This window comes from Haliea salexigens DSM 19537, assembly GCF_000423125.1.
In the GTDB taxonomy this organism is placed as follows: domain Bacteria; phylum Pseudomonadota; class Gammaproteobacteria; order Pseudomonadales; family Halieaceae; genus Haliea; species Haliea salexigens.
On sequence record NZ_AUHJ01000001.1, the window covers coordinates 435,855 to 457,607 of the forward strand.

The window sequence follows — 21,753 nt, forward strand, 5'->3', positions numbered from 1 at the left end:
TCACTAGAGGTGGCACACGCCAATGCCCGATACACTCTATTACGATGGCCAATGCCCTTTGTGCACACGTGAAATGGCCAAACTCGGAAAGTTATGTGATTCACAGCTGCAGCTGGCCGACATTCATTGCCTGGCGCCGGAAGCGAGTCTGGAGCAGACGGACGGTTCAGCGCCCACAGACGCCCTGCCATCGCGGGACGCGCTGCTGAAAACGCTGCACCTGCGCACGGCAGAAGGCCAATGGCTAACCGGCATTGATGCCAACGTTGCGGCCTGGCAACACACCCGGCTGGGCCCCCTGTGGCGCTGGCTGCGCTGGCCGCTGATACGCCCCGTAGCCGATCGGGTTTACCGGCTCTGGGCTGAGCGCCGCTACTGGCGCCTGTACTCTTCATAGGAAGCACACATGCATTTCACCGCACACGATATCGGCGCGATGGCGTCTCGCTACCGCGCCGCATTTGTCAATTCCCTGAGTGGCTTCAAGCCCGCCAACCTGGTGGGTACCGCCGATGCCGCCGGCAACAGCAACCTGGCCATCATCAGCTCCGTGGTACACCTTGGCTCACACCCTCCCCTGCTGGCATTGATCGTGCGCCCCAGCCCGGTTGAGCGCCACACGCTGGAAAATATTCTCGACACGCGGTGCTACACCATCAACCACGTGCACCAGAGCTTCATTGAAGCGGCGCACCAGACAGCGGCGCGGTATCCACGAGAGCAGTCCGAATTTACCGCGACCGGATTAGGCGAGCATTGGGTGACCGGGTTTGCGGCGCCTTTCGTGCGGGAAGCTACTGTGCGCATGGGCCTGGAGCTGCGCGAACACCACCATCTGCATATCAACGATACGCATCTGGTGATCGGGGAAGTCGTGCTGGTTGATGTGCCTGATAAGGCCCTGGGCGAGGATGGTGCCATCGATATCAATGCCGCGGACAGCGTAGCCCTGAGCGGGCTGGACAGCTATTACACGACCTCGCGCGTGCGCCGCATGGCCTATGCGAAACCGGACCTGCCGCCGAGAACCATTGACTGAGCGTCACTCCTCGGCCTGTTCCAGCTCCTGCACCTGGTAGTCCAGCTCGGCCATTTTCTCGTTGAGCAGACTGCGGGCGTCAGCCAGCCCACGATTATAGAAATAGGGACCGAGCTCTTCTGCCAGAAAGTCCACCAGGAACTCGGCGTCAAAGCTGCCGATTTCCTGCTGCAATTCATCGCGCAAGTACCCCTTGACCTTGCTCGCCATGCGCTCTTTCTGTTCCCGCGAAAACTCCGGCGCCTTCACGCCGCAGCCTCAATCATGCTACCACCGTCATGCAACTGCTCGCCCCGGCTCTCCCGACGTGTCTTTCTTTGCCGAGGCAGCTGACCGCGACGGGCTCTTGCGCCGGGTCTTCACCCGCGCCTTGGCGCTGGTACGCTTGCTCTTAGGGGCAGCATCAAGCGCCGCCAGCTGTTCGCGCTGTGCTTCACGGTCAGACCGCGTCGGTGGTGGCCGGCGCCGTGAAGCACGCGGTCGCCGGTATTTTTCGCTATCGGGGCGCAGATCGCCGTACTCGAAGCGATTGAGAATCTCTTCCATCGCCCGGCTGATCTTGGTGCAGATGCGTATGGCCTCAATGTTGGGGAAGGCCGAGTGCGCGCCCCCTTCCATCAGCGCCACCAGCTCCTTCTCGGACAGGTGGGACAGAATCTTCGCCGGGTTGTACCAGCGAAAACTGGGCACAATGTTGATATCGCCGCTGTACTCCTGGTCAATCAGGGAGTGGATACCGTTCATCAACAGGTTGAAGCGCGGCCAGTTGTCGCCGTTCTTTTGCACCACACCGCGGTAGAAATTGAGCACTTCGCGGCCGATACCCACGCCCAGAGTGCCCAGGGCCGCACTGAGGCCATTGCTCTTGTGGTTGCCGCGCAAAAAAGGCGTGGCAATGGGGTTCACCATGCTGACGATATAGTGGTTTGTGCTGAACAGCCGCGACAGCCGCTTCGCCGGCAGGTCGTCGGCGATGGAGCCATCAACCCACTTGCGCGTAGGCAGGTAGGGTTGCGATTCGCCGTGCACGTTCTTCGCCATCAGCATTACGGGCGGGAACACCCCAGGGACCGCGCAGGAGGCCATCACAGCCGAACGCACATAGACGTTGGGGGACGTAATGGCGTTCAACAGCCGTGAGCGCTGATGCGTTTCCGCCGGCGCAACTGTGATGCTGATCTGGCGCCCGGTCTTTTCGTAGGCTTCCTGAAAGGTCATTTCGGGAATGAGGCGAGCGATAATGTTCTCCAGGTCGCGCACATCAATTTGCGGATTGCGCCCGAAGAACATGCGTGAAAACACGCTCGCCTCACGCTCGGCCTCGAAGTGCACGTTGCCGGGATCAAAGAAATGCCGAAGCTCTTCGTCCGTGTGGGAGCCAACAACGCCCGCCACCAGGGAGCCTGCGCTGGAGCCTGAAATAACACGCGGCAGCAGGCCCTGTTCCAGCAGCGTCTTGACCACGCCGAGGTGATAGAAGCCCAGCACACCGCCGCCACTCAACATCAGGGCTGACCGACCGAAGCAGATGTTGGCGCGATAGAAGAAGTCGAGCTTCTGCTGCAGGGTGACGTCATCGCTCTCCAGCTCGGCGAGATAGCGCAGCGAATCGGCCACCTCGTCAATGTACTGCTCGATAAGATGCTTGGTACCGAACTTGGCATTCTGGTAGAGCGCGCTGCGCCCCATACCCCCCATGTTGCCGTGAATACCCTCGTTGAGAGTGAACAGCAGGCCCTGATAATCGTGGCGGGAGCGCAGGCTGCGCAGGCGGTCGAGACGCAGCCGGATCTGGCTGTAGTCGTATTGCGTAGTCTGGTCCACCTCGCGCCAGCGGCGCTTGCCGGACTGCTCGTCGTGCGCGATGGCGGCCTCGCGCCACTCGTCGTAATTTGAACAGCTCGCCATCTGGCGTTCCAGCTGGGCGAGTTTACGGGAAGTTCTCATGGGCTACCTCTTTGCCGGAGACTCTCTAAAGGATACTGCAAAGGCCACCGGCAATACAGGTTAAATCTGGCCAGAGCCTGTGCACCAAAAACGCCGCGCACAGGCTCTACTGGCAGCCCAGTCGTAGTCAGGAAGGTTTGTCGCTGTCCTCTTGCCCCGGCAAATCCCGGTGCACACCGCGGTATTCCTCTACCAGATGGCGCTTGTACAGCTTGCCATTGTCCATACGCGGCAACTGCTCGTGGAAGTCCAGGGAGCGCGGCAGCTTGATGTGTGAAAGGCGCTCGCGCAGCCACTCCATGATCTCGATCGCCACCTCATCCGTCGCATCCGCCCAATTCATGGGCTGTACCACGGCCTTCACCTCCTCGCCAAACTCCTCGTTGGGAATACCGAACACGGCAACGTCCGCCACCTTGCCGTGCGTGATCAAGAGGTTTTCGATTTCCTGCGGATAAATGTTCACACCGCCACTGATGATCATGAAGTTTTTGCGGTCCGTGAGGTAAAGGAAACCGTCCTGGTCCAGGTAGCCCAGATCACCTGTGGTCGCCCAGCCCCGTTCGTTGAAGGCCTCAGCGGTTTTTCCCGGTTCGTCGTGGTAGCTGAACTGGACCTGTTCACCGCTGAAGTAAATGGTGCCGATTTCACCCGGCGGCAGTTCGTTACCCTCGTCGTCCACCACATGCACCGATCCCATCAGCGAGGGACCCACAGAACCTTTGTGCGTGAGCCAGTTGGCGGAGTCGATCATCGTGATACCAATGCCCTCACTGGCGGCGTAGTACTCGACAATGACCTCGCCCCACCATGCGATCATCTGTTCCTTTACTTCAATCGGGCACGGGGCCGCAGCATGAATGGCAAATTGCATGCTGCTGACATCGTAACGCTCACGCACGTCCTCGGGCAGCTTCAGCATGCGTACGAACATGATGGGCACCCACTGGCTGTGTGTCACCCGGTGCTCTTCGATCAGGGCCAGCGCAGCTTCGGCATCGAACGCCTCCATCACCACGCTGGTGCCGCCCTGGTACAGGGCCATCATGTTGTAGTGCAGGGGTGCCGCGTGATAAAGCGGCGCGGGTGACAGGTAGACCGTTTCCTCACCAAAACCAAACACCGCGCCCAGACTACCCGCCAGCGGGTGTACCGCATTGACGTCGTCGCTGGCAGGCGGCAGGAATACGCCCTTGGGCTTGCCGGTGGTGCCCGATGAGTAGAGCATGGGCACACCATTGGCCTCGTCCGCGATGCGCTCGGCCGGCTGCAGGCCAATGCTGTCATCCCAGGACTCGTAGCCGTCCAGAATGCCATCCACCATCAAATAGTGTTTGATGCGCGAGGTCCCCAACGCAAGGATTTCGCCTGCCACAGCTGCCAGCGAGTGAGATGCGATGAACAGCTTGGCCCCACAGTTTTCGAGGATGTAAGCGGTTTCATCACGTTTCAGGTGGGTACTGATGGGCGTGAAAATCAGCCCCGCTCGCTGGGCTCCCCAGCAGATTTCCAGGAACTGGCGACAGTTCACCAGCATCATGCCGATATGGTCACCCTTCTTCAGGCCCAGTGAGCGAAACAACTGTGCCGCCTGGTTGCTGCGCTCGTCGAGCTCGGCGTAGGTCACCACCTCGCCGGTCGCGCCCATGATGATGGCTGGCTTGTGAGGGTACGTCTCTGCGGTTATTGCGGGATGCGGCATGTCACGATCCTTGCTGCTGGCTATGCGGGATAGCGGGCCATCATAAGACGCGATATGCAGCGAGGCAATGTATCAGCGTGCCCGCATCAGGCCCTGCTGCGATGCGGAGGCGACCAGCACCCCTTCGCGATTATAGAAACGCCCGTGGGCGAGACCGCGACCCGCAGCAACGCGCTCCGCCTCCACCGTGTGCAGTAGCCACTCATCCGCCCTGAAAGGGCCGTGAAACCACAGCGCGTGATCCAGGCTCGCCAGTTGAATGTCATCACGCAGGTAAGAGCGACCGGTGACAGCGAGGCAAACGTCGATCAACAGCGTGTCGGAAAAATAGGCCAGCAGGCTGGCATGGACGGCGTCCGGCTGGTTCAGGGAACCGTTGGTCTTTACCCAGGCTGAGAGCACCGGCGGCAAGGGGCGTGGATTGTGCCAGTCGACCGCGGTGACCATGCGTACGTCCAGATCTTCTCCCGTGACCAGTGGAAAGGAATCATCGAAATCGCCGGTTTCAAGCGCTTTCTGCCGCTCGCTGATGAGGCTCTCAGGTGGCGGCACCTCCGGTGCCGTGCGCTGGTATTCAGCACCCGCGCCGGTGGTCTGGAACGATACCGATGACACCAGTATCGGCTTGCCGCGCTGCAGGGCCACCACGCGCCGGGAACTCAGGCTGCCGCCGTCCAGCGCGCGATCCACTTCCAGACGGATCGACTCGGCCGGGTCTCCGGGGCGCAGGAAGTAGGCGTGCTGGGAGTGCACCGCCCGCTCGACCGGCACAGTGGCAGCGGCCGCACGCAAGGCCTGTGCCAATACCTGACCGCCGAACACGCGCGGGGCCCGCGGGTGCATGTTGTCGGCGATGAACACATCCTCACTGACAAAACGTGGCGTGAGTACCTGCAACAACTGGTCGAGCATGAGGTGAATCCACTATGATGCGCTGATGTAACGCGCATTATCCCGGATACGGCCCGCCAGCTCCAGACACGAGGCCCACCCAAACCCAGCGAGGATCCTGATGCACGCTTCGCCCACACCAGCAGCTCTGCGCCAGCGCATTCGCGCGGGTGAACACACGGGCAATACCTCAGGCTGCGCGCCCGGCTTCGTTCAGTGCAACATCGTGATTCTGCCTGAGGCCTGGGCGAACGACTTCCTCCGTTTCTGCCAGGCCAACCCCAAGCCCTGCCCCCTCATTGCCGTTGCCGCCGCCCCGGGTGACCCCGCCCTGCCGCTCCTCGGTGACATCGATATTCGCACCGACGTACCCCGCTACCGGTTGTTTCGCAGCGGCGTTTTCGAGACCGAACTCAGCGACCTGAGCGCCCTCTGGCAGCCCGACCTGGTGACCTTTGCACTCGGTTGCTCATTCTCCTTCGAGGAGGCATTGATCGCCGATGGGCTGGATGTGCGCAATGTGTCCGAGGGGGTGAACGTGCCCATGTACCGTACAGACCTGCCCTGCACAGCGGCGGGCCCTTTCGCCGGCAACATGGTGGTCAGCATGCGTCCCATGCGCGCCGCCGACGCGATTCGCGCGGTACAGATCTGTACCCGCTTCCCCTCGGTGCACGGCGCTCCGGTACATCTCGGCGATCCCGCCCTGATTGGCATCACTGACATCAACAGGCCCGACTACGGCGATCCGGTAACCATTGCAGCAGGCGAATTGCCAGTATTCTGGGCTTGCGGGGTGACCCCCCAGGTAGCCTTGGAGCAGGCAAAACCGCCCCTTGCCATTACCCACAGCCCGGGCTGCATGCTGGTCACCGACCTGCGCAATAGCCAGCTGGCGGTGCTCTGATCGCGCCCTTTACCACAGGAAACCACCGTATGCTCCTCAACTGCGACCTCGGCGAAAGTTACGGTAGCTGGCACATGGGCATGGACGAGGCCGTCATGCCGCATATCGACCAGGCCAATATCGCCTGCGGCTTTCACGCCGGCGACCCGCTCACCATCGACCGCACACTGGCGCTGGCCGCGCGGCACGCGGTGCAGGTGGGCGCGCATCCTGCCTATCCGGACCTGGTAGGCTTCGGCCGGCGCAGCATGGCCCTGAGCGAGCAGGAACTTGCCAGCAGCCTGCGCTATCAGGTTGCCGCGCTGGACGGCATGGCCGCCTGCCACAATCTGCAGGTGGCCTACGTCAAGCCACACGGCGCGCTGTATAACGACATGATGGTTGACCCCGTCGTGCGCGCCGCGGTCATGCGCAGCGTTGCCAGTTACCACCGCCCCCTGGCACTCATGCTACAGGCGACACCCGAGGCTGAGGCCCACCGCGAGGAAGCGCAGCAACACGGGCTTGCGTTGCTGTTCGAGGCCTTTGCCGACCGTTGCTACGCGGACGACGGCCGGCTGCTGTCGCGCCGCCTGCCGGGCGCAGTGCATGACCGTGAGCGCATGCTGGCCCAGGTACGGCAATTGCTTGATCATGGCACCATCACCACCCACGGGGGCAAGGTGCTGGCCCTGGCCGTTGACTCTCTGTGCGTACACGGCGACAACCCCGAGGGTGTCATGGCCATTGAGGAGATACAGCAGTTGACCTCGGTAGGTTCGGAGCACCCATGCAGCTGAAACATGCCGGTGAAAATGCCGTGCTGATGTCCTTTGCCGAGGAGAACGCCGCCGCGCCCCCCGGCCCCCGCGAGGCGGCACAGGTTCGCGCCGCAGCTGAGGCGGCTCGGGGGGCCCTGCAGGGAGACCTGATCGACCTGGTGCCCTCCTATGCCTCGCTGCTGGTGATCTACGATGCCCTGCGCACCGACCATTTCAGCGTTGTGCACCGTTTGCAGGCGCTGCAGGGGGCCATCGAAGCGGCCACCGCCGGTGGCGGCGGCCGCGAGATCGAATTACCCGTGTACTACAGCCCGGAAACCGGTGCTGACCTGGAACGCCTGGCGCGGGAGGCGGACCTGACTGTGGCCGAGGTGATCACGCTGCACTGCGCCACCCAATACACCGTCTATGCCATTGGCTTCGCACCCGGCTTTGCCTACCTCGGCCACGTCGACACACGTATCGCCGCGCCGCGACTGACGACCCCGCGACAGCGCGTGCCACGGGGCGCGGTGGCCATTGCGGACCGGCAGACCGCTGTCTACCCCGCCGTGTCACCCGGGGGCTGGAACCTGATTGGCAACTGCCCGCAACGCCTGTTTGATCCGCACCAGGACCCGCCCATGCCGGTTGCCGTGGGCGATAGCGTGCGCTTTGTCGCGATTGATCGGCAGCGTTTTATCGAACTGGGAGGCGAGCTCGCGTGAGCCTGCGTGTGCGGCAACCGGGGCTGCTCAGCCTGCTGCAGGATCGCGGCCGCTTTGGCCAACACCATCTTGGCCTCACCACCGGCGGCCCCATGGACCTGGAGGCGTTTTTACTCTGTCAGCGCTTACTGGGCAACGATCCGAACTGCACGCTGGTAGAGTGCAGCTTTGGCGGCCTGGAGCTCGATGTGGAAACCGACACTCTGCTCTGTGTAACAGGTGCCGAGGCGCCGCTGCTGATCAATGGTCAGCCGCGGGACCTCTGGACCGGTCACCGTGTTCAAGGCGGCGACCGGGTGCAGCTCGGCCACGCTGAACACGGTTGCCGCAACTACATTGGTGTGGTCGATGGCTTTGCGGTAACCCCGCAATTCGGCAGCACGGCGACCGTGCTGCGCGAGGGACTCGGAGGCCTGCGCGGCGAAAAGCTGGCGCCCGGCGATGTCCTGCCGTGCCGGCCGGACACACAGCGTCAACGGCTGCAGCTGGCCGCAGCCGAACGACCCCGCTACGGTGCGCAGCTGACGGTACGTGTGGTGCCCGGCTACCAACAGGCGCATTTCCCGAGGCTGCAGCAACGACGCTTCTACAGTTCCCCGTGGACGGTATCGCAGCGCGCTGATCGCATGGGTTATCGTCTGGAGGGCCCGCCCATCAAGGGCGATATTACCGGCATTGTCTCAGAAGGCATTTGTCTGGGCGCGATCCAGGTACCGGCCGATGGCCAGCCTATCGTTCTGCTGAATGACCGGCAGACCATCGGCGGCTATCCAAAGCTGGGCGCCGCGCTCTCGGTCGATGCCGCACGCATGAGCCAATTGCGGCCCGGCGCTACCGTGCACTTTGCCGCCATCAGCCCCCATGCGGCACACAACGCCTTGCACCTGCAACACTGGCGCATGCGGCAAATACCGCTGCAGTCACCACCTGAGGAGTAAACGCCGTGGACGAACAGGCCCTGAGCGAAGCCATCGAGACCCTGTTGGTGGCACGCAATCCACGTCAGATGCAGGTAGCCCGCGCCGCGCTCCCCGCGGGCTACTACCTGCGTGCAGCACAGCGCTTGCGCGATATCCGCGGTACCGTATTGATCGGCACCGGCTTTCCGGTCGCAGGCACCTTCGAGACCGATGGCCCGGTCGGCGCCATTGCCCTGTACCAGGCCCTGCAGGCGCTCGGGGCCGAGCCGATGATTGCCTGTGCGACACCGCTGGCTCAGGTGCTGGCGAGCGCCTACCGGATCCTGCCGCTGGAGCGCGAGCCAGCGGATGACGGTTCGGCGCTGGCCGCCGGCTGGCTCGCGACCCATGCACCCAGCGCTATTATTTCTATCGAGCGCCCGGGGATGGCGGCCGATGGCCGCTACTACAACATGCGCGGAGAGGACATCAGTGCCGGTTGTGGCGTATTCGACCCCTTCCTGACCCTGGCCGACTGCCCCACGATCGCCATTGGCGATGGTGGCAATGAGATCGGCATGGGGAATATTGCCAACGCCATCGCCGGGTTGGACATACAGGTATCGGTCACCCCCTGTGACGAACTGCTGGTCGCTGACGTTTCCAACTGGGGTGCCTATGGTCTGCTGGCGTTCCTGGGCCTGTGGTCAGAACGCGATCTGCTCGCCGAATTCTCGCCACTGGCCACCCTGCGCTACCTGTCCGAACGCGGCAGCGTGGATGGTGTCACACGCAAGAACACGCTCACAGAAGATGGGCTGCCGCCCTCCGAAAGCGAATCGGTCATCCGCCAGCTACGCACGCTCACCGGGTTTCTCGAGGCAGCGGCGTGAGCACTTTGCACTCTCAACACAAGGAACGGCTATGAGCATCGTTTATCTCAACGGCAGTTACCTGCCCATGGATGAAGCCCGCATTTCCCCCATGGACCGCGGCTTCCTGTTCGGCGACGGCATTTATGAAGTGGTGCCGTCCTATGCCGGAAAGCTGGTGGGCTTTGGCCCCCACATGCAGCGCATGCAGCAGGGCCTCGATGCGATTGAACTGAAAGTACAACTGGACGAGGCCGAATGGCGCACCATCGCCAAGGAGCTGCTGGAGCGCAACGGCGGCGGCAATCTCGGGCTGTATTTTCACATCAGCCGCGGTGCGGATCTGCGGCGCAACCATGCCTATCCCGAAAACATCGCGGCAACGCGCTATGCCTTTGTTTTTGATATCGCGCCGCCTCCGGCGCCCGACAAGGCCGCCGCGCGCAGCTTTCACGTTTCCACCACGGAAGACCTGCGCTGGCGACGCTGCAACATCAAATCCACCGCCTTGCTTGGCAACGTGATGCACTACCAGCACGGCCACAGCCGCGGCCACGGAGAAACCCTGCTTTACAACGAGGCCGGTGAATTGACCGAGGCCGCTGCGTGCAACGTATTTATCGTGAAGGACGGTGCAGTGGCAACGCCGCCCCTGGATCACCAGAAACTGCCCGGCATCACCCGACTCATGCTGCTGGACATCCTGCGCAAGCACAGCAGTATTCCAGTGAGCGAACGCATCGTGACCATGCAGGAGGTCCACAGCGCCGATGAGGTGTGGCTGACCAGCTCCAGCAAAGAAGTTGCCCCGGTGCTTTCCATAGACGACCAGCCCGTGGGCGATGGCCAGGTCGGCGATGTCTGGCTGGCCGCGCAAACGCTGTTTGCCCGGCACCGGTACGACTACTGATGGCACGCCCCTGCGAAGCGCGCCTGGACCTGGCCGCGCTGCGCCACAACCTGGCGCTCGCGCGCACGCTGGCGCCACAATCGAGCCTCATGGCGGTGGTCAAGGCCAACGCCTACGGCCACGGTGCCATTACCATGGCCCGCGCCCTGGAACCGCTGGCAGACGCACTGGCGGTGGCCTCCCTGGAGGAGGCACTGGAACTGCGTGGCGCAGGTATCCAATGCCCGCTGCTACTGTTGCAGGGTGTATTTCACCCCGATGAGCTGCCACTCGCCGCCGAGCAGCAGCTGTGGTTGACCATCGATAACGCCACACAGGTCGCATGGTTGGAGCAGGCCACGTTGCCAGCGCCTGTGCACTGCTGGCTGAAAATCGATACCGGTATGCACCGCCTGGGCGCACCACCGGGACAGGTCGCGGAGCTCCATCGCCGCCTGCTGGCCTGCGGCAAGCTCGCGGGGCCACCTGTACTCACAACACACTTCGCCTGCGCCGACCAGCTGGACCATCCCGCCACCGCCGTGCAGCTCGAGCGCTTTGAGCAACTGACCGGACCGCTTGCGGGTGTGCGCAGTGCCGCGAACTCGCCCGCCACCCTGGCCTGGCCGGCCAGCCACTACGACTGGATTCGCCCGGGTTTCATGCTCTGGGGCAACTCCCCGTTCACTGTACCCCACCCCCAGGCCGACACGCTGCGCCCGGTGATGACCCTGGCTTCCAGCGTAATCTCCCTGCGCGAGGTGGAAGCTGGCGAGTGCGTCGGCTATGGCGCCACGTGGCAGGCCACGCGGCCCTCGCGCATTGCCACCGTTACTGTGGGCTACGGTGACGGCTACCCGCGCGGTGCGGGCAACGGTACCCCGGTGCTGGTCAACGGCCATCGCGCCGCACTGGCGGGCCGTGTGTCCATGGATATGATCACCGTGGACGTCACCGATCTACCGCCTGTGGCGATCGGTGACCCCGTGGTGCTCTGGGGCAACGGGCTGCCGGTTGGCGAGGTTGCAGAGCACGCGCAAACCATCGGCTACGAACTGCTGACCCGCATGCCTGCGCGGGTGCCACGACGTGTGGTCGTCGACTGACCCTCTCAAGGCGCATCTCAACGATCTGGAGCGCGTCGCAGCCGTCTGTGATATACTGGCCGGCCGTCCAGCCTGAAGAGACCCTGATATGTCTGCCAAGCCACAACGCGCGCCCGCCAAGAAAAAACAGCCCGCGGCGGTAGAAACCTCGAATTCGATCGAAGAACAAACGCGCGCTTTCTTGAAGACCGGGGGCAAGATCCAGAACATCCAATCGGGCATCAGCGGACAACCGGGCGGCTATGCCGCACGTCCCTCCGGCGCAGGCCGCAAATAACAACCGCGCCAGCAGCGCATCCAGACAGCACGGAAGCGCGTACACTCTCCATCGGTCTTACCTGAGCGGGAAGCACCATGGACAATATTCTGGAACCCACCGTCAACACCCGGGACGGCATCCAAATCCGTACGGTCGCAGCTGCGCATGCGGCGCTGGCATTAATACTGTTGGCGCTGTTCGCAGCGGCAAATAACTGGTACCAGTCCTCATCACTCATACTCGCCGCTGTGCTGGGCGTGGTGAGTGGCGCTGCGGCGGGCGGCATCATTTGCACCCTGGTGCACGAATGGTTTCATTACCTCGGAGCCCTTGCCGCGCGAGGCCAACACAGCCGTCCGGCACGCCTCGCCCTGTTTGCCTTCGAGTGGGACTTCAAAAGCAACAACCGGCATCAGTTTCTCGTCATGAGTTACGCCGGTACGCTGGGCTCCCTGGTCGCCATCGCATTGTTCGCGATTAACATTCCACCGGCAACGCCCTGCAGCATTGCCTTGCTGGCAGCCAGTGTGGGCAGCCTCGCCTTTGCCGGCGCCATCGAATGGCCCGTCATCGCCCGCGTGCACGCCGGCGGTGACCCGCTTGGCGAGCTCTCGCGCACAACGCCGGGCGTCGTTAAGCGCAGCGCCACTATTGGCCTTGTAGCGTTACTCATCACCGCCTACGCCCTCGCCTGACTCGCTTCCCCCGTGCGCATGCTCCGGGCATCCGGTATCATGGTTCTTTCGGCAATTCTCTGCGGAGTCGCACCTCTTGTCGCAGCCCCTACAACCGCCGCTCGCCGATGGCAGCCTGCTGGCGGCTATCGACCTCGGTAGCAATTCTTTCCACCTGATCGTCGCGCGGGTGGAACACGGCGAAATGCGCCCGGTGGAGGCGCTGGCAGAGAAAGTCCAGCTGGGCGCCGGCCTGGTGGATGGCAAACTGTCCGCAGAAGCCATCGCGCGAGGCCTAGATTGCCTCGCCCGCTTCGCCCAGATGCTGGGCAGCGTGGACCCGGAAAGAATCCGCGTGGTCGGCACCAACGCCCTGCGCATGGCGGATAATCGTCGGGAGTTCACCCTGCCCGCACAGCGCATCCTCGGCGCGCCCGTCGACGTGGTTTACGGCAGGGAGGAAGCGCGGCTGGTATACCTGGGTGTCGCCCACACCCTGGCGGACGACGCCCAGTCACGACTGGTGATCGACATCGGCGGCGGCAGCACCGAGCTGATCATTGGCCAGCGCTTTGAGCCGCAGCGGCTGGAGAGCCTGCAAATGGGCTGCGTATCCTTTTCCGACATCTGCTTTGCCAACGGCAAGGTGAGCCGCAGCAACTACCGCACGGCCTACGAACGGGCGAGGCTCGAAGTCTCTCACATCCGCTACCACTTCCACTCTCGCCACTGGGCGGAATGCGTGGGTTCCTCGGGCACCCTGCAAGCCATTGAGTCAGTGCTTGTCAGCCACGGGTGGAGCGATGGCGGCATTACGCGCAAGGCGCTTTCCCGGCTGGAAAAGCGCCTGCTGCAGTTCAAGCACTTTGATGCCATCGAACTGGAGGGGCTGAGCAGCCAGCGCCGCAACGTTATCGCCGCCGGCGTGGCAATTACCAGCGCCCTGTTCGACGAGCTTGGCATTACACGCCTGCGCACCTCGCGTGGCGCCTTGCGCGAAGGCGTGATCTACGACCTGATGGGGCGACTGGGGCACGAGGATGTGCGCGAACGCACCATTAACGCCTTGATGCAGCGCTACAGTGTGGACAAGGTGATGGGCGAGCTGATGGCGCGGCGCGCGCGCACGCTGTTCAACGCCAGCCGCGAAGGCTGGTCACTGCGCAAGACCGACCGGGATCTGCTCGAGCGCACGGCACTCACCCATGAGGTGGGCATGGCGATCTCGCACAAGCACTACCAGCGACATACCGCCTACCTGCTGCAGAACGCCGACCTGCCAGGCTTTTCGCAGGAAGAGCAGGAGCAGATGGCACTGCTTGCCGCCACCCAGCGCGGCAAACTGGACCACCCCCTGTGGGCCGCAGTCACCGACGCCGACCGCCCCCGGTTATTGCGCCTGATCACCCTGTTTCGGCTGGCGCTGCTGTTCAAGTACGTGGAACAGTTGGAGGCGCTGCCCGACTTTGCGGTGCACGCGCACGAAAACACGATTGGCCTGGAGTTTCCGCCCGAATGGCTGCAACGCCATCCGCTGACAGCGCGGGAACTGGAGCAGGAAGTATCGCTACTCGGCAAGGAAGGTCTGCAGCTCACCCTGCACTGAGCTAGCATAGCCTGCGCAGGGCTTCCAGCAGCGCAGCCCGTTCAGTCAGCCGGCAGCGTGTCCTGCGCCACGATATCTGCCAGGTACTCGAGCAAAATCTCATTGACCGCTGCCGAGGCTTCCAGCTGCACCATGTGCCCTGCGCCCGGGATCATGCGTACAGTGCGCAGCCGGGGGAATATGGCGCGAATCTGGCCGATTGGGTCGTCGCCATGAAACCCCTCCAGATCCACATCGTGCTCACTGCCGAGGAAATACGCTGGCACCTCGCTCTGCACGCCTTCGAACGGTTTGCGTTGCGCCCATTTCAGGTCAAATGCCCGATACCAATTGAGGCCACCGGTGAAGCCGCTGCGGCTGTATTCGGACACGAAAAATTCCAGCTCCAGCTCGGAGAGCCACGGCCAGGGTAAAGGCGGCGGCTCCTCCATGGCATCGATGTACGACGTGCCGGGGGGATGTTGAAACATCTCGAAGTAATTGCAGGCACCGCTCAGGGTGTGAAACACCTTGTGCAGGAAGCGTCGTGGTTCCGCGGCCAGCTCCCGGTCAGCGCGTGGCGGCTCGCGGAAATACTCGATGTGCAGAAAGTGTTGCTCGCCCATGCGGCGGTATTCGGTCAGCGGCGGCTCGTCGGGGTTGTGCGGGGCCGCCGGGTTTTCCAGGCCAATGACCGCGATCACTTGCTCGGGATGACGCAGGGCCAGGTCGTAGACCGCGAAGGCGCCGAAATCCAGGCCGGCGAACACGGCACGCGGTTCACCCAGGTGTTCCAGCAGCCCGAGCAGGTCGGCGGTGATGTGGTCAATATCGTAGGCTTCCACCGCCGTCGGCGCATCGGTCTGCCCCATGCCACGCATATCCGGTGCAATCACACGATAACCGGCCTGCGCCAGCGCGCTGATCTGTCGGTGCCAGCTGAACCAGAGATGGGGAAAACCATGACACAGCACCACCGGCATGCCCGAGCCCTGTTCAACGTAGTGCATACGGATGCCATTGATGGTGGCGTGGCGATGTATCCATTCCATGCTCGGGGTCCCCTGGACTGCGTCGGGCCGGGAAAGCCTGCGCATTCTGTGATTGAAATCCGGCCCATCCTGATGCATAAGGAAGCGTGACCTGCTTCATCTGCCGCCAGGGAAGTGCTGCCCATGCCTGAAGTGTACTCCGCATCATCCACCGCTGTGAACCGAACCGCGCGAGCTGAACACAGGCGACCACACCCCGGGGACGCTGAGACACGGGAGCACCGGACATGAAGCTGACCGGACGCTGGCAATGGCTACAACGCAAGGTCTCCCGCAAGCTGTGGCTGATCGCCCTGCTCTACACGTTTGCCGGGCTATTTTCGGTGTTGCTCGGCATCTGGCTTGCACCCTGGATTCCACCGCACATGTCCGGCCTGGTGACACCCGATGCAGTGGGGCGCATTCTCAACATCCTGGCGTCCAGCATGCTCGCAGTTGCCACCTTCTCACTGGCCACCCTGGTCACCGCGCACGGCTCGGTGACGGTGAGCACCTCACCGCGCGCCACGGCCCTGGTTATGGACAACGAGGTATCGCGGCACGCCCTCAGCGTGTTTATCGGTACGTTTCTGTTCAGCCTCATTGGCCTGGTTGCGTTGAATGCCGGCATCTACGGCGACCACGGGCACATTGTGCTGTTCCTGATGACCGTCATGATCATCACCTTGATTGTGATCGCGCTGATACGCTGGATTGAGCACCTATCCGAGCTGGCCAAGGTGACGTCGACGGTAGAGCGGGTAGAGGCAGCCGCCACCCGCGCCCTGACAGGACGGGCGCGCTTCCCCGGCATTGGTGCGCGCCCCTGCGACGATGTTGCCGCACGTATTCCCGCGACTGCAGAGCAGGTGCTGACAGATCAGCTGGGCTACGTAGAACACATCGATGTCGCGGCGTTGCTGCAGTGCAGTGCCGAGCACGGTGTGGAAATCTACGTGCGGGTGGAACCGGGCACGTTCGCGCACTTGCGCACGCCACTGGCCTGCGTGGCCGGGGCCCCCTGTTCGGACGTGATCATCGACACGATCAGGGCTGCATTTTCCATGGGCACGACGCGCACGTTTGACTACGACCCGCGTTTTGGCTTGATCGTACTGGGGGAAATTGCCTCGCGCGCACTGTCACCCGGCGTCAACGACCCCGGCACCGCCATTGATGTCATCGGGCGCGCCACCAGGGCGCTGTCAACCTGGGCGACAACGGAGGCGGAAGATGAGGGTGATTCATCGACCCCGGATGCCAGGGTGTGGTTTCCCACACTGGCAGTCGATGACCTGCTTGAAGACGTATTTGGGTCCATTGCCCGCGATGGCGCCGCCAACCTCGCTGTGCAGATCAGGCTGCAGAAGGCCTTTGCCGCCCTCGCGCAGCTGGGGCACGAAGCATTACGACAAGCCGCCTGCCGCCATTCTGCACTCGCCTGGCAACGCGCGTACCAGGCCCTCGCCATGGACTTTGAACGCGATATGCTGCTGCCGCTCGTGTTACAGCGTGAGGACTGAGCTGGCGGCTAGCGCTTACAGGTTGACCCAGCTGTTCAAGGCACGCAGGCGAAACTGCTCCCCATCCTGACTGAGCACAACAGAATCGGGCAACACCTCCTCTACCCGAACGCCGCGCCCCACCGACTGCCCGGCGGATGCCTGCTGACCGTTGATTGTCACGCTGGAGCCGCCGTCCTGACGGTAATCGTGCTGCAAATACATCAGGGTTGGAATGGCATCCTTGCGCTGCTGCGACAGCTCGCCGAGAAAAGGCGCCGGGTGTTCCGCCAACCGCACGTCTTCCAGGGCCTGCTCGGCCGCGGCCGCCAGGGCCGCAATATCCACGCTGCTCTCCGTCTCCGTGGATGGCTTCGTCTCGGTCGGGCTCGCCGCGGCGTCCTTCAGCGCACGCTCGTCGCTCACGGTCGCCGGTGGCGTTGCCACAGGCGCTTCCTGCACGGCCGGAGAGGTACCGGCATACAGCGCGCTTACATCATCCGCGCTGGCTTGGGGTTCAGGGGACGGTTCCGCTGCGCTACTTTCGACCGCGGCTGGTGTCGGCGCATTAGGCTGCACGGCGCTGGCAGCGGCATACCCGGCGCCTACAGGCTCTACAGAAATCGGCGCGGCCGCGTCTACAGACGTCGGCGGCACTCCGTCTGACTGCACTGCCGTCGATGATGTCACCTCGGCGTGTTCGGGAGCTGACTGCACTGCTGGACCTTCAGCACGGTTGAACAGCCCGCCGAGCAGGAAACCGGCAAGCAATATCAGGCCGGCAGCGGCTAACAGCCACAGCCAGCGCGCACTACGCCAGTTGGCTTCGGGTTCAAAATGCACGCTGTCCACGCCCGGTACCGGGCTCGCATTCTGCTGCTCACGGCGCGAGCGGTTCAGCGCTTCCAGGATCAATGACACTGGCGATGCTCCTTCACTGCGGCGCGGCCACTCATTGCCCTGCCGCCTCTGCCGCGAGCCGTTGGGCCGCCTCCGCCGCGGTCAGGTCGCGTCCGGCCAGAATATTCAGGCGCAGCAGAGTCTGCTCGCCCACCACCCCGTCAGCGCGCAGCTGCTGGCTGGCCTGAAACAGGCGCACACGCTCCGCCAGCGCGAGTGAGTACGCGCCGGTAGAGAGCGGTGTGGCCTGACCATCGAGCTTGGCAAACAGGCCGGCGATATCGGCCACGACAGGGCCCGAGTCCGCCCGACCCACCGGGCCGGAGAACCCCTCCGGAGGACGCCAGAGCAACCGGTAAGCACCCCGCCAGCGCGGCGCCAGCTGCGTGAAAGGCACGCGCTGCAGCCCCGCTTCCGACCACAACAGGGCGTTGCCCGCAGCCTCCCCCAGGAACACTGCGGCAGCCGCAAAGCGATCCGCGGTAATCAGGTCCAGGAGCACCGGCCGGTTGAGTGCGATCACGTCCTGCCAGGTGTCGGCGGTACCGCGGTGGCAGCTCAGGGGAAAGCGCACACTGTCGTCACAGAGAAGTTCCAGCGGCGGAGCCGGCCCCGCCGCCTGCAACTGCCAGAGCGCTTGCAGGCCCTGCGCCGGGGCAAGTTCCCAGGAAGGTGTGGGCGAGGCCACGGCCGCAGCCGGCGTGGCAGGCAATGCTGCAGCATCCTTGCCGACATCGGTCGCAGCGGGGGCCGCAGGTGCGGGGGCCTGTGTCGGCACCGGTGCCGGTGCAACCACTGGCACCGCGGGCTGGCCGACTCGTGCCAGCCACCACACCGCTGCGATCAGCAACATGATCCCGGCAGCCGCTGCTACAACACGCAACTGCTGCCGCCGACGCGATGCCGGGCCCTCTTCCCCCAGTACCTCTGCAATGGCCTGCGCCAGCACCTGCCGGTCGGCCTGTGTCCGGTTGCGACCATACGTGCCCAGCAAAATACGATCGCACAGTACATTGATCAACCGGGGAATACCGCGAGTCGCGCGGTGAATCCCACGCACCACGTCCGGCGGAAACAGCTCGCGGCCAGCCGGCAGGCCGGCAATCTGCAACCGGTGACGAATATACGCTGCGGTTTCCGCCGGGTTCAGCGGCGCCAGCGTGTAGCGCGCGGTGATGCGCTGGTTGAGCTGACGCAGTTCAGGCCGCTGCAGCAGCTGCGCGAGCTCAGGCTGGCCAATCAACACAATTTGCAGCAGTTTCTCGCTGTGCGTTTCGAGGTTGGTCAGCAGGCGAATCTGCTCCAGCACATCAAAATCAAGATGCTGTGCCTCATCGATCAACAGCACCGTCTTGCGCCCCTGGGCGTGGTTCTCCAGCAGGTAGCTATGCAGGCTGTCGGTGAGGGTTTTCAGCGAAGGCTGGTTGCCGTCGTAGGCAATGCCCAACTCATCGCACACGGTGGCAAGCAACTCCTGCGCATTCAAGGCCGGGTTCAGCACAATGGCGATATCGGTATCGGGCGGCAGTTGCTCCAGCAGGCAGCGGTTGATTGTGGTCTTGCCGGTACCCACCTCGCCGGTGAGCAGAATAAAGCCCCCGCCACTGCCCACACCGTAGAGCAGGTGCGCCAGCGCATCGCGGTGCCGAGGACTCATGAACAGATAGCGCGGATTTACCGCGATCGAGAAGGGGGTTTCACTGAGGCCGAAATACTGAAGGTACATAGTTGCCTGCGCTGCCTGGGCCGGAGCAGTGGAAAGCCGGTGTCACACCGCTACAGCGGCTTACCGGACCGGTGTATGTACCAGGTCAGGGACACATCCACGCCGTGTAGTCGCCGGTACCTTCGTGAATGGATTCACGTACAACCGCATTTCCACCCATCGTCAGTGCACGTTCGCGCGCGAGGTTGTCGAGTTCAACCCGAACCTTGTTTTCGCCGCGCTCAATGCCCGCCACTTTCCACGCCACGTTCGTGGTAATGCTGCCAAGGCGTTTGCACTGCGCCACTTCAGAAGCTTCCAGCAGGGGCAGGGCTCGCGCGTCATCCGGGATTTTGACCCAGGTACAGCCTGCCACCAGCGCGGATACAACCGCAAGCGTGGCCAAAGAGCGAACCGTGTGCGCGTTCATGCGTTACCTCCAAAAAGTCAGCCGGCAGATTACCACAGGCGAGGCACTGCGGGTACAGCTGCCCGCCCCTCACGCCGCTGCGATGCAGCCTCAATCGTGGTCCGCCGGAGGGGCTCTGGGAGACCGGTAGACCGCCTAGAGGATTACCGTGCGCTGTCCGTTCAGTTGCACTCGCTCCTCGCAATGCAGCCGCACCGCATGCGACAGCGCCGTCGCCTCGGTATCGTGCCCCAGGTGAATCATCTGCTCCACCGAGACCTGGTGGTCAATCGCCTTCACTTCCTGGGCGATAATCGGGCCTTCATCGAGATCCGACGTGACGTAGTGTGCCGTGGCCCCGATGACTTTTACCCCACGATCATAGGCCTGGTGATAGGGTCGGGCGCCCTTGAAACCGGGCAGGAAAGAGTGGTGGATGTTGATCGCGCGCCCTGCGAGTTCAGTACACAACGCATCCGAGAGGATTTGCATATAGCGCGCCAGCACCAGCAGGTCAGCCTGCTGTTCGCGAAACAGTTGCAGCAACTTCGACTCCTGCACCGCCTTCTGTTCCGGGCTGACTGGCAGGTAGTGATAGGGCAGCCCGTACCATTCCACCAGTTCGCGGCAGTCTTCGTGATTGCTGACCACGCCAACGAGCGTGGCCGGCAGTGCACCAGCGCGCCACTTGGTCAGCAGCGCCACCAGGCAGTGGTCGTAGCGGGAAACCGCCAGCAGCACACGCGGCAGTTCGTCCGCCGGTCGCAGCCGATAGCGCATGCCCATATCGTCGGCGAGCAGCGCAAAACGCCGACTGAACTCGGTAAAGGGCACCGTCATCGCGCGATCATCGAAGACACACCGCAAATGGAAGGTACCGCTTACCGGGTCACTGAAATTGGAAATCTCGGTGATGAAGGCGCCCGCTTCCAGAAACAGCTGGGAGTAACGCGCCACGACACCGAGTCGGTCCGGACACTGGAATGACAGAATATAGGCGCGCGGCACAGCGCCCGATGTTGGCTCGGTCACGAAAATCCTCTCTCAGGTTTGGTCGCACCCGGGGGCGAACCGTCAGAAGTTGAACCCGTTGCCGGATACCACCGGTACATTGGTCCACAGATCATTGGGGTCACGATACCAGCCGGCCGCCGCGAGTGCACCGCCATCGAGATTAATTGTCGTGCCGGTCACCCAGGCCGACAGCCCGGAAGCCAGAAACAGCGCGCAACCCGCGGCGTCCTCCGGTGTACCAAAGCGCTCCAGCGGTATCCAGCGACGGGTATGCGCCTGATGCTCGGGTGCAATCAACTCCGAAGGCCGCACCTGCGCGGTCTCGGTGGTTTCCGGGGCAATGGCGTTGACGCGGATGCCATCCGGACCGAGCTCCAGCGCCAGGCTGCGGGTGAAGCCGGTTATCGCGTGTTTGAAGGCACAGTAGGTCGTTACCATGGGAATGCCGCGGAACGCCTCGATGGAGGAGATGCTGATGATGCTGCCGCCGCGACCGCGGGACTGCAGCAGTGGGATAGCGGCGCGGGTGACCGTGAAAATATGTTTCAGGTTGACGCCGTACAGCTGCTCAAGGTCTTCATCGGTGCAGGCCGCAAACGGTTTGATGATGCCGAGGAAATCACCCACGTTGTTCACCAGCACATCCAGGCCGCCAAAGCGCGCTTGCACCTGGGCCATCAGCGCATCGACAGCTGCCCGGTCGCAGACATCGGTCTGCGACACCAGCGCTTCGGTTGCACTGGCATCCAGAGCCGCCTGCAGGTCGGCACAGCGGTCGGCATCTTTCTCGGCAACGACCAAGTGTGCGCCACGTGTCGCGAAAGCTTCTACAATGGCACGGCCAATACCGGCACCGCCACCGGTAACCAGAACGATCTTCCCTGTGAAATCGAGATCCTGCATATCCGTCTCCTGCTTAAATTATTCGAGCAGTTGATATACCAGATGCGCCTG

At 63.2% G+C, this 21,753-nt stretch carries 23 protein-coding genes; 13 read left to right on the forward strand and 10 right to left on the reverse strand.

Features of this window, described 5'->3' with window-relative positions; translation table 11 throughout:
* The first annotated feature begins 22 nt into the window (after positions 1-22).
* Both G533_RS0102075 and G533_RS0102080 read left to right on the forward strand, forming a co-directional pair.
* Positions 23-397, forward strand: coding sequence for a thiol-disulfide oxidoreductase DCC family protein (locus tag G533_RS0102075; protein ID WP_027948528.1), 375 nt, complete (start codon positions 23-25; stop codon positions 395-397).
* A gap of 9 nt (positions 398-406) precedes the next feature.
* Entirely contained in the window at positions 407-1,039 is a 633-nt protein-coding gene (locus G533_RS0102080) for a flavin reductase family protein (RefSeq protein WP_027948529.1), read from the forward strand.
* Positions 1,040-1,042: 3 nt separating this feature from the next.
* On the opposite strand, the gene G533_RS0102085 is transcribed toward G533_RS0102080, so the two are convergent.
* From G533_RS0102085 to G533_RS0102100, 4 genes are all read right to left on the reverse strand, one after another.
* Positions 1,043-1,288 (reverse strand): DUF2164 domain-containing protein, encoded by a 246-nt coding sequence (locus G533_RS0102085; protein ID WP_027948530.1) that lies wholly within the window; start codon positions 1,286-1,288, stop codon positions 1,043-1,045.
* 27 nt (positions 1,289-1,315) lie between these two features.
* The gene (locus G533_RS0102090; RefSeq protein WP_027948531.1) at positions 1,316-2,986 is read right to left on the reverse strand and encodes a DUF3336 domain-containing protein; all 1,671 of its coding nucleotides are present in this window, start codon (positions 2,984-2,986) and stop codon (positions 1,316-1,318) included.
* A gap of 127 nt (positions 2,987-3,113) precedes the next feature.
* Positions 3,114-4,688 (reverse strand): acyl-CoA synthetase, encoded by a 1,575-nt coding sequence (locus tag G533_RS0102095; protein WP_027948532.1) that lies wholly within the window; start codon positions 4,686-4,688, stop codon positions 3,114-3,116.
* 72 nt (positions 4,689-4,760) lie between these two features.
* Positions 4,761-5,600, reverse strand: coding sequence for an acyl-CoA thioesterase (locus G533_RS0102100; RefSeq protein ID WP_035525911.1), 840 nt, complete (start codon positions 5,598-5,600; stop codon positions 4,761-4,763).
* 100 nt (positions 5,601-5,700) lie between these two features.
* Between G533_RS0102100 and G533_RS0102105 the strand changes: the two genes are divergently transcribed.
* The 10 genes from G533_RS0102105 (at position 5,701) to G533_RS0102150 (ending at position 14,259) form a co-directional block, all read left to right on the forward strand.
* Entirely contained in the window at positions 5,701-6,486 is a 786-nt protein-coding gene (locus G533_RS0102105; protein ID WP_027948534.1) for a putative hydro-lyase, read from the forward strand.
* Between the two features lie 29 nt (positions 6,487-6,515).
* The gene (locus tag G533_RS0102110; protein ID WP_027948535.1) at positions 6,516-7,265 is read left to right on the forward strand and encodes a 5-oxoprolinase subunit PxpA; all 750 of its coding nucleotides are present in this window, start codon (positions 6,516-6,518) and stop codon (positions 7,263-7,265) included.
* Positions 7,256-7,954: a 5-oxoprolinase subunit PxpB gene (gene pxpB, locus G533_RS0102115; RefSeq protein ID WP_027948536.1), complete on the forward strand. Its 699-nt coding sequence runs from the start codon at positions 7,256-7,258 to the stop codon at positions 7,952-7,954. The genes G533_RS0102110 and pxpB overlap by 10 nt, the downstream gene beginning before the upstream one ends.
* Entirely contained in the window at positions 7,951-8,892 is a 942-nt protein-coding gene (locus tag G533_RS0102120; protein WP_035525913.1) for a 5-oxoprolinase subunit C family protein, read from the forward strand. The genes pxpB and G533_RS0102120 overlap by 4 nt, the downstream gene beginning before the upstream one ends.
* A gap of 5 nt (positions 8,893-8,897) precedes the next feature.
* A complete protein-coding gene (locus G533_RS0102125) occupies positions 8,898-9,746 on the forward strand; it encodes a glutamate cyclase domain-containing protein (RefSeq protein WP_027948538.1) in 849 nt (282 codons plus the stop codon).
* Positions 9,747-9,777: 31 nt separating this feature from the next.
* A complete protein-coding gene (locus G533_RS0102130; RefSeq protein WP_027948539.1) occupies positions 9,778-10,635 on the forward strand; it encodes an aminotransferase class IV in 858 nt (285 codons plus the stop codon).
* Positions 10,635-11,720, forward strand: a complete 1,086-nt coding sequence (alr, locus tag G533_RS0102135; RefSeq protein WP_027948540.1) for an alanine racemase — start codon at positions 10,635-10,637, stop codon at positions 11,718-11,720. The genes G533_RS0102130 and alr overlap by 1 nt, the downstream gene beginning before the upstream one ends.
* 88 nt (positions 11,721-11,808) lie before the next feature.
* Complete coding sequence (locus G533_RS0102140; RefSeq protein WP_027948541.1) at positions 11,809-11,997, forward strand: PFL_1563 family small protein; 189 nt, start codon at positions 11,809-11,811, stop codon at positions 11,995-11,997.
* Between the two features lie 77 nt (positions 11,998-12,074).
* On the forward strand, positions 12,075-12,674 hold the full coding sequence (locus G533_RS0102145; RefSeq protein WP_027948542.1) for a hypothetical protein: 600 nt from the start codon (positions 12,075-12,077) through the stop codon (positions 12,672-12,674).
* Between the two features lie 76 nt (positions 12,675-12,750).
* The gene (locus G533_RS0102150) at positions 12,751-14,259 is read left to right on the forward strand and encodes a Ppx/GppA phosphatase family protein (protein WP_027948543.1); all 1,509 of its coding nucleotides are present in this window, start codon (positions 12,751-12,753) and stop codon (positions 14,257-14,259) included.
* Positions 14,260-14,300: 41 nt separating this feature from the next.
* Here G533_RS0102150 and G533_RS0102155 read toward each other — a convergent pair whose 3' ends face one another.
* Positions 14,301-15,290: an alpha/beta fold hydrolase gene (locus tag G533_RS0102155; RefSeq protein ID WP_027948544.1), complete on the reverse strand. Its 990-nt coding sequence runs from the start codon at positions 15,288-15,290 to the stop codon at positions 14,301-14,303.
* A gap of 227 nt (positions 15,291-15,517) precedes the next feature.
* Here G533_RS0102155 and G533_RS20180 point away from each other — a divergent pair, with 227 nt between their 5' ends.
* Entirely contained in the window at positions 15,518-16,792 is a 1,275-nt protein-coding gene (locus G533_RS20180) for a DUF2254 domain-containing protein (RefSeq protein WP_051229879.1), read from the forward strand.
* 15 nt (positions 16,793-16,807) lie between these two features.
* Here G533_RS20180 and G533_RS0102165 read toward each other — a convergent pair whose 3' ends face one another.
* From G533_RS0102165 to G533_RS0102185, 5 genes are all read right to left on the reverse strand, one after another.
* Complete coding sequence (locus tag G533_RS0102165; RefSeq protein ID WP_027948545.1) at positions 16,808-17,692, reverse strand: general secretion pathway protein GspB; 885 nt, start codon at positions 17,690-17,692, stop codon at positions 16,808-16,810.
* A gap of 31 nt (positions 17,693-17,723) precedes the next feature.
* On the reverse strand, positions 17,724-19,397 hold the full coding sequence (locus G533_RS0102170) for an ExeA family protein (RefSeq protein WP_027948546.1): 1,674 nt from the start codon (positions 19,395-19,397) through the stop codon (positions 17,724-17,726).
* An 85-nt stretch (positions 19,398-19,482) separates the two neighbouring features.
* Entirely contained in the window at positions 19,483-19,806 is a 324-nt protein-coding gene (locus G533_RS0102175; RefSeq protein ID WP_027948547.1) for a DUF4156 domain-containing protein, read from the reverse strand.
* A 135-nt stretch (positions 19,807-19,941) separates the two neighbouring features.
* A complete protein-coding gene (gene purU, locus G533_RS0102180; RefSeq protein ID WP_084638742.1) occupies positions 19,942-20,817 on the reverse strand; it encodes a formyltetrahydrofolate deformylase in 876 nt (291 codons plus the stop codon).
* A gap of 42 nt (positions 20,818-20,859) precedes the next feature.
* Positions 20,860-21,702 carry an SDR family NAD(P)-dependent oxidoreductase gene (locus G533_RS0102185; protein ID WP_027948549.1) on the reverse strand — a complete coding sequence of 281 codons (843 nt, stop codon included), beginning with the start codon at positions 21,700-21,702 and terminating at the stop codon, positions 20,860-20,862.
* Positions 21,703-21,753: the final 51 nt, after the last annotated feature.

Excerpts from the sequence above, each read along its gene's own strand:
- G533_RS0102145 (WP_027948542.1), top strand. The coding sequence starts at position 12,075 with ATGGACAATATTCTGGAACCCACCGTCAACACCCGGGACGGCATCCAA.
- alr (WP_027948540.1), top strand. The coding sequence starts at position 10,635 with ATGGCACGCCCCTGCGAAGCGCGCCTGGACCTGGCCGCGCTGCGCCAC.
- G533_RS0102080 (WP_027948529.1), top strand. The coding sequence starts at position 407 with ATGCATTTCACCGCACACGATATCGGCGCGATGGCGTCTCGCTACCGC.
- G533_RS0102090 (WP_027948531.1), bottom strand. The coding sequence starts at position 2,986 with ATGAGAACTTCCCGTAAACTCGCCCAGCTGGAACGCCAGATGGCGAGC.
- G533_RS0102100 (WP_035525911.1), bottom strand. The coding sequence starts at position 5,600 with ATGCTCGACCAGTTGTTGCAGGTACTCACGCCACGTTTTGTCAGTGAG.
- G533_RS0102185 (WP_027948549.1), bottom strand. The coding sequence starts at position 21,702 with ATGCAGGATCTCGATTTCACAGGGAAGATCGTTCTGGTTACCGGTGGC.
- G533_RS0102110 (WP_027948535.1), top strand. The coding sequence starts at position 6,516 with ATGCTCCTCAACTGCGACCTCGGCGAAAGTTACGGTAGCTGGCACATG.
- G533_RS0102075 (WP_027948528.1), top strand. The coding sequence starts at position 23 with ATGCCCGATACACTCTATTACGATGGCCAATGCCCTTTGTGCACACGT.
- G533_RS0102105 (WP_027948534.1), top strand. The coding sequence starts at position 5,701 with ATGCACGCTTCGCCCACACCAGCAGCTCTGCGCCAGCGCATTCGCGCG.
- G533_RS0102170 (WP_027948546.1), bottom strand. The coding sequence starts at position 19,397 with ATGTACCTTCAGTATTTCGGCCTCAGTGAAACCCCCTTCTCGATCGCG.
- G533_RS0102140 (WP_027948541.1), top strand. The coding sequence starts at position 11,809 with ATGTCTGCCAAGCCACAACGCGCGCCCGCCAAGAAAAAACAGCCCGCG.
- pxpB (WP_027948536.1), top strand. The coding sequence starts at position 7,256 with ATGCAGCTGAAACATGCCGGTGAAAATGCCGTGCTGATGTCCTTTGCC.
- G533_RS0102155 (WP_027948544.1), bottom strand. The coding sequence starts at position 15,290 with ATGGAATGGATACATCGCCACGCCACCATCAATGGCATCCGTATGCAC.
- G533_RS0102175 (WP_027948547.1), bottom strand. The coding sequence starts at position 19,806 with ATGAACGCGCACACGGTTCGCTCTTTGGCCACGCTTGCGGTTGTATCC.
- G533_RS0102095 (WP_027948532.1), bottom strand. The coding sequence starts at position 4,688 with ATGCCGCATCCCGCAATAACCGCAGAGACGTACCCTCACAAGCCAGCC.
- G533_RS20180 (WP_051229879.1), top strand. The coding sequence starts at position 15,518 with ATGAAGCTGACCGGACGCTGGCAATGGCTACAACGCAAGGTCTCCCGC.
- G533_RS0102130 (WP_027948539.1), top strand. The coding sequence starts at position 9,778 with ATGAGCATCGTTTATCTCAACGGCAGTTACCTGCCCATGGATGAAGCC.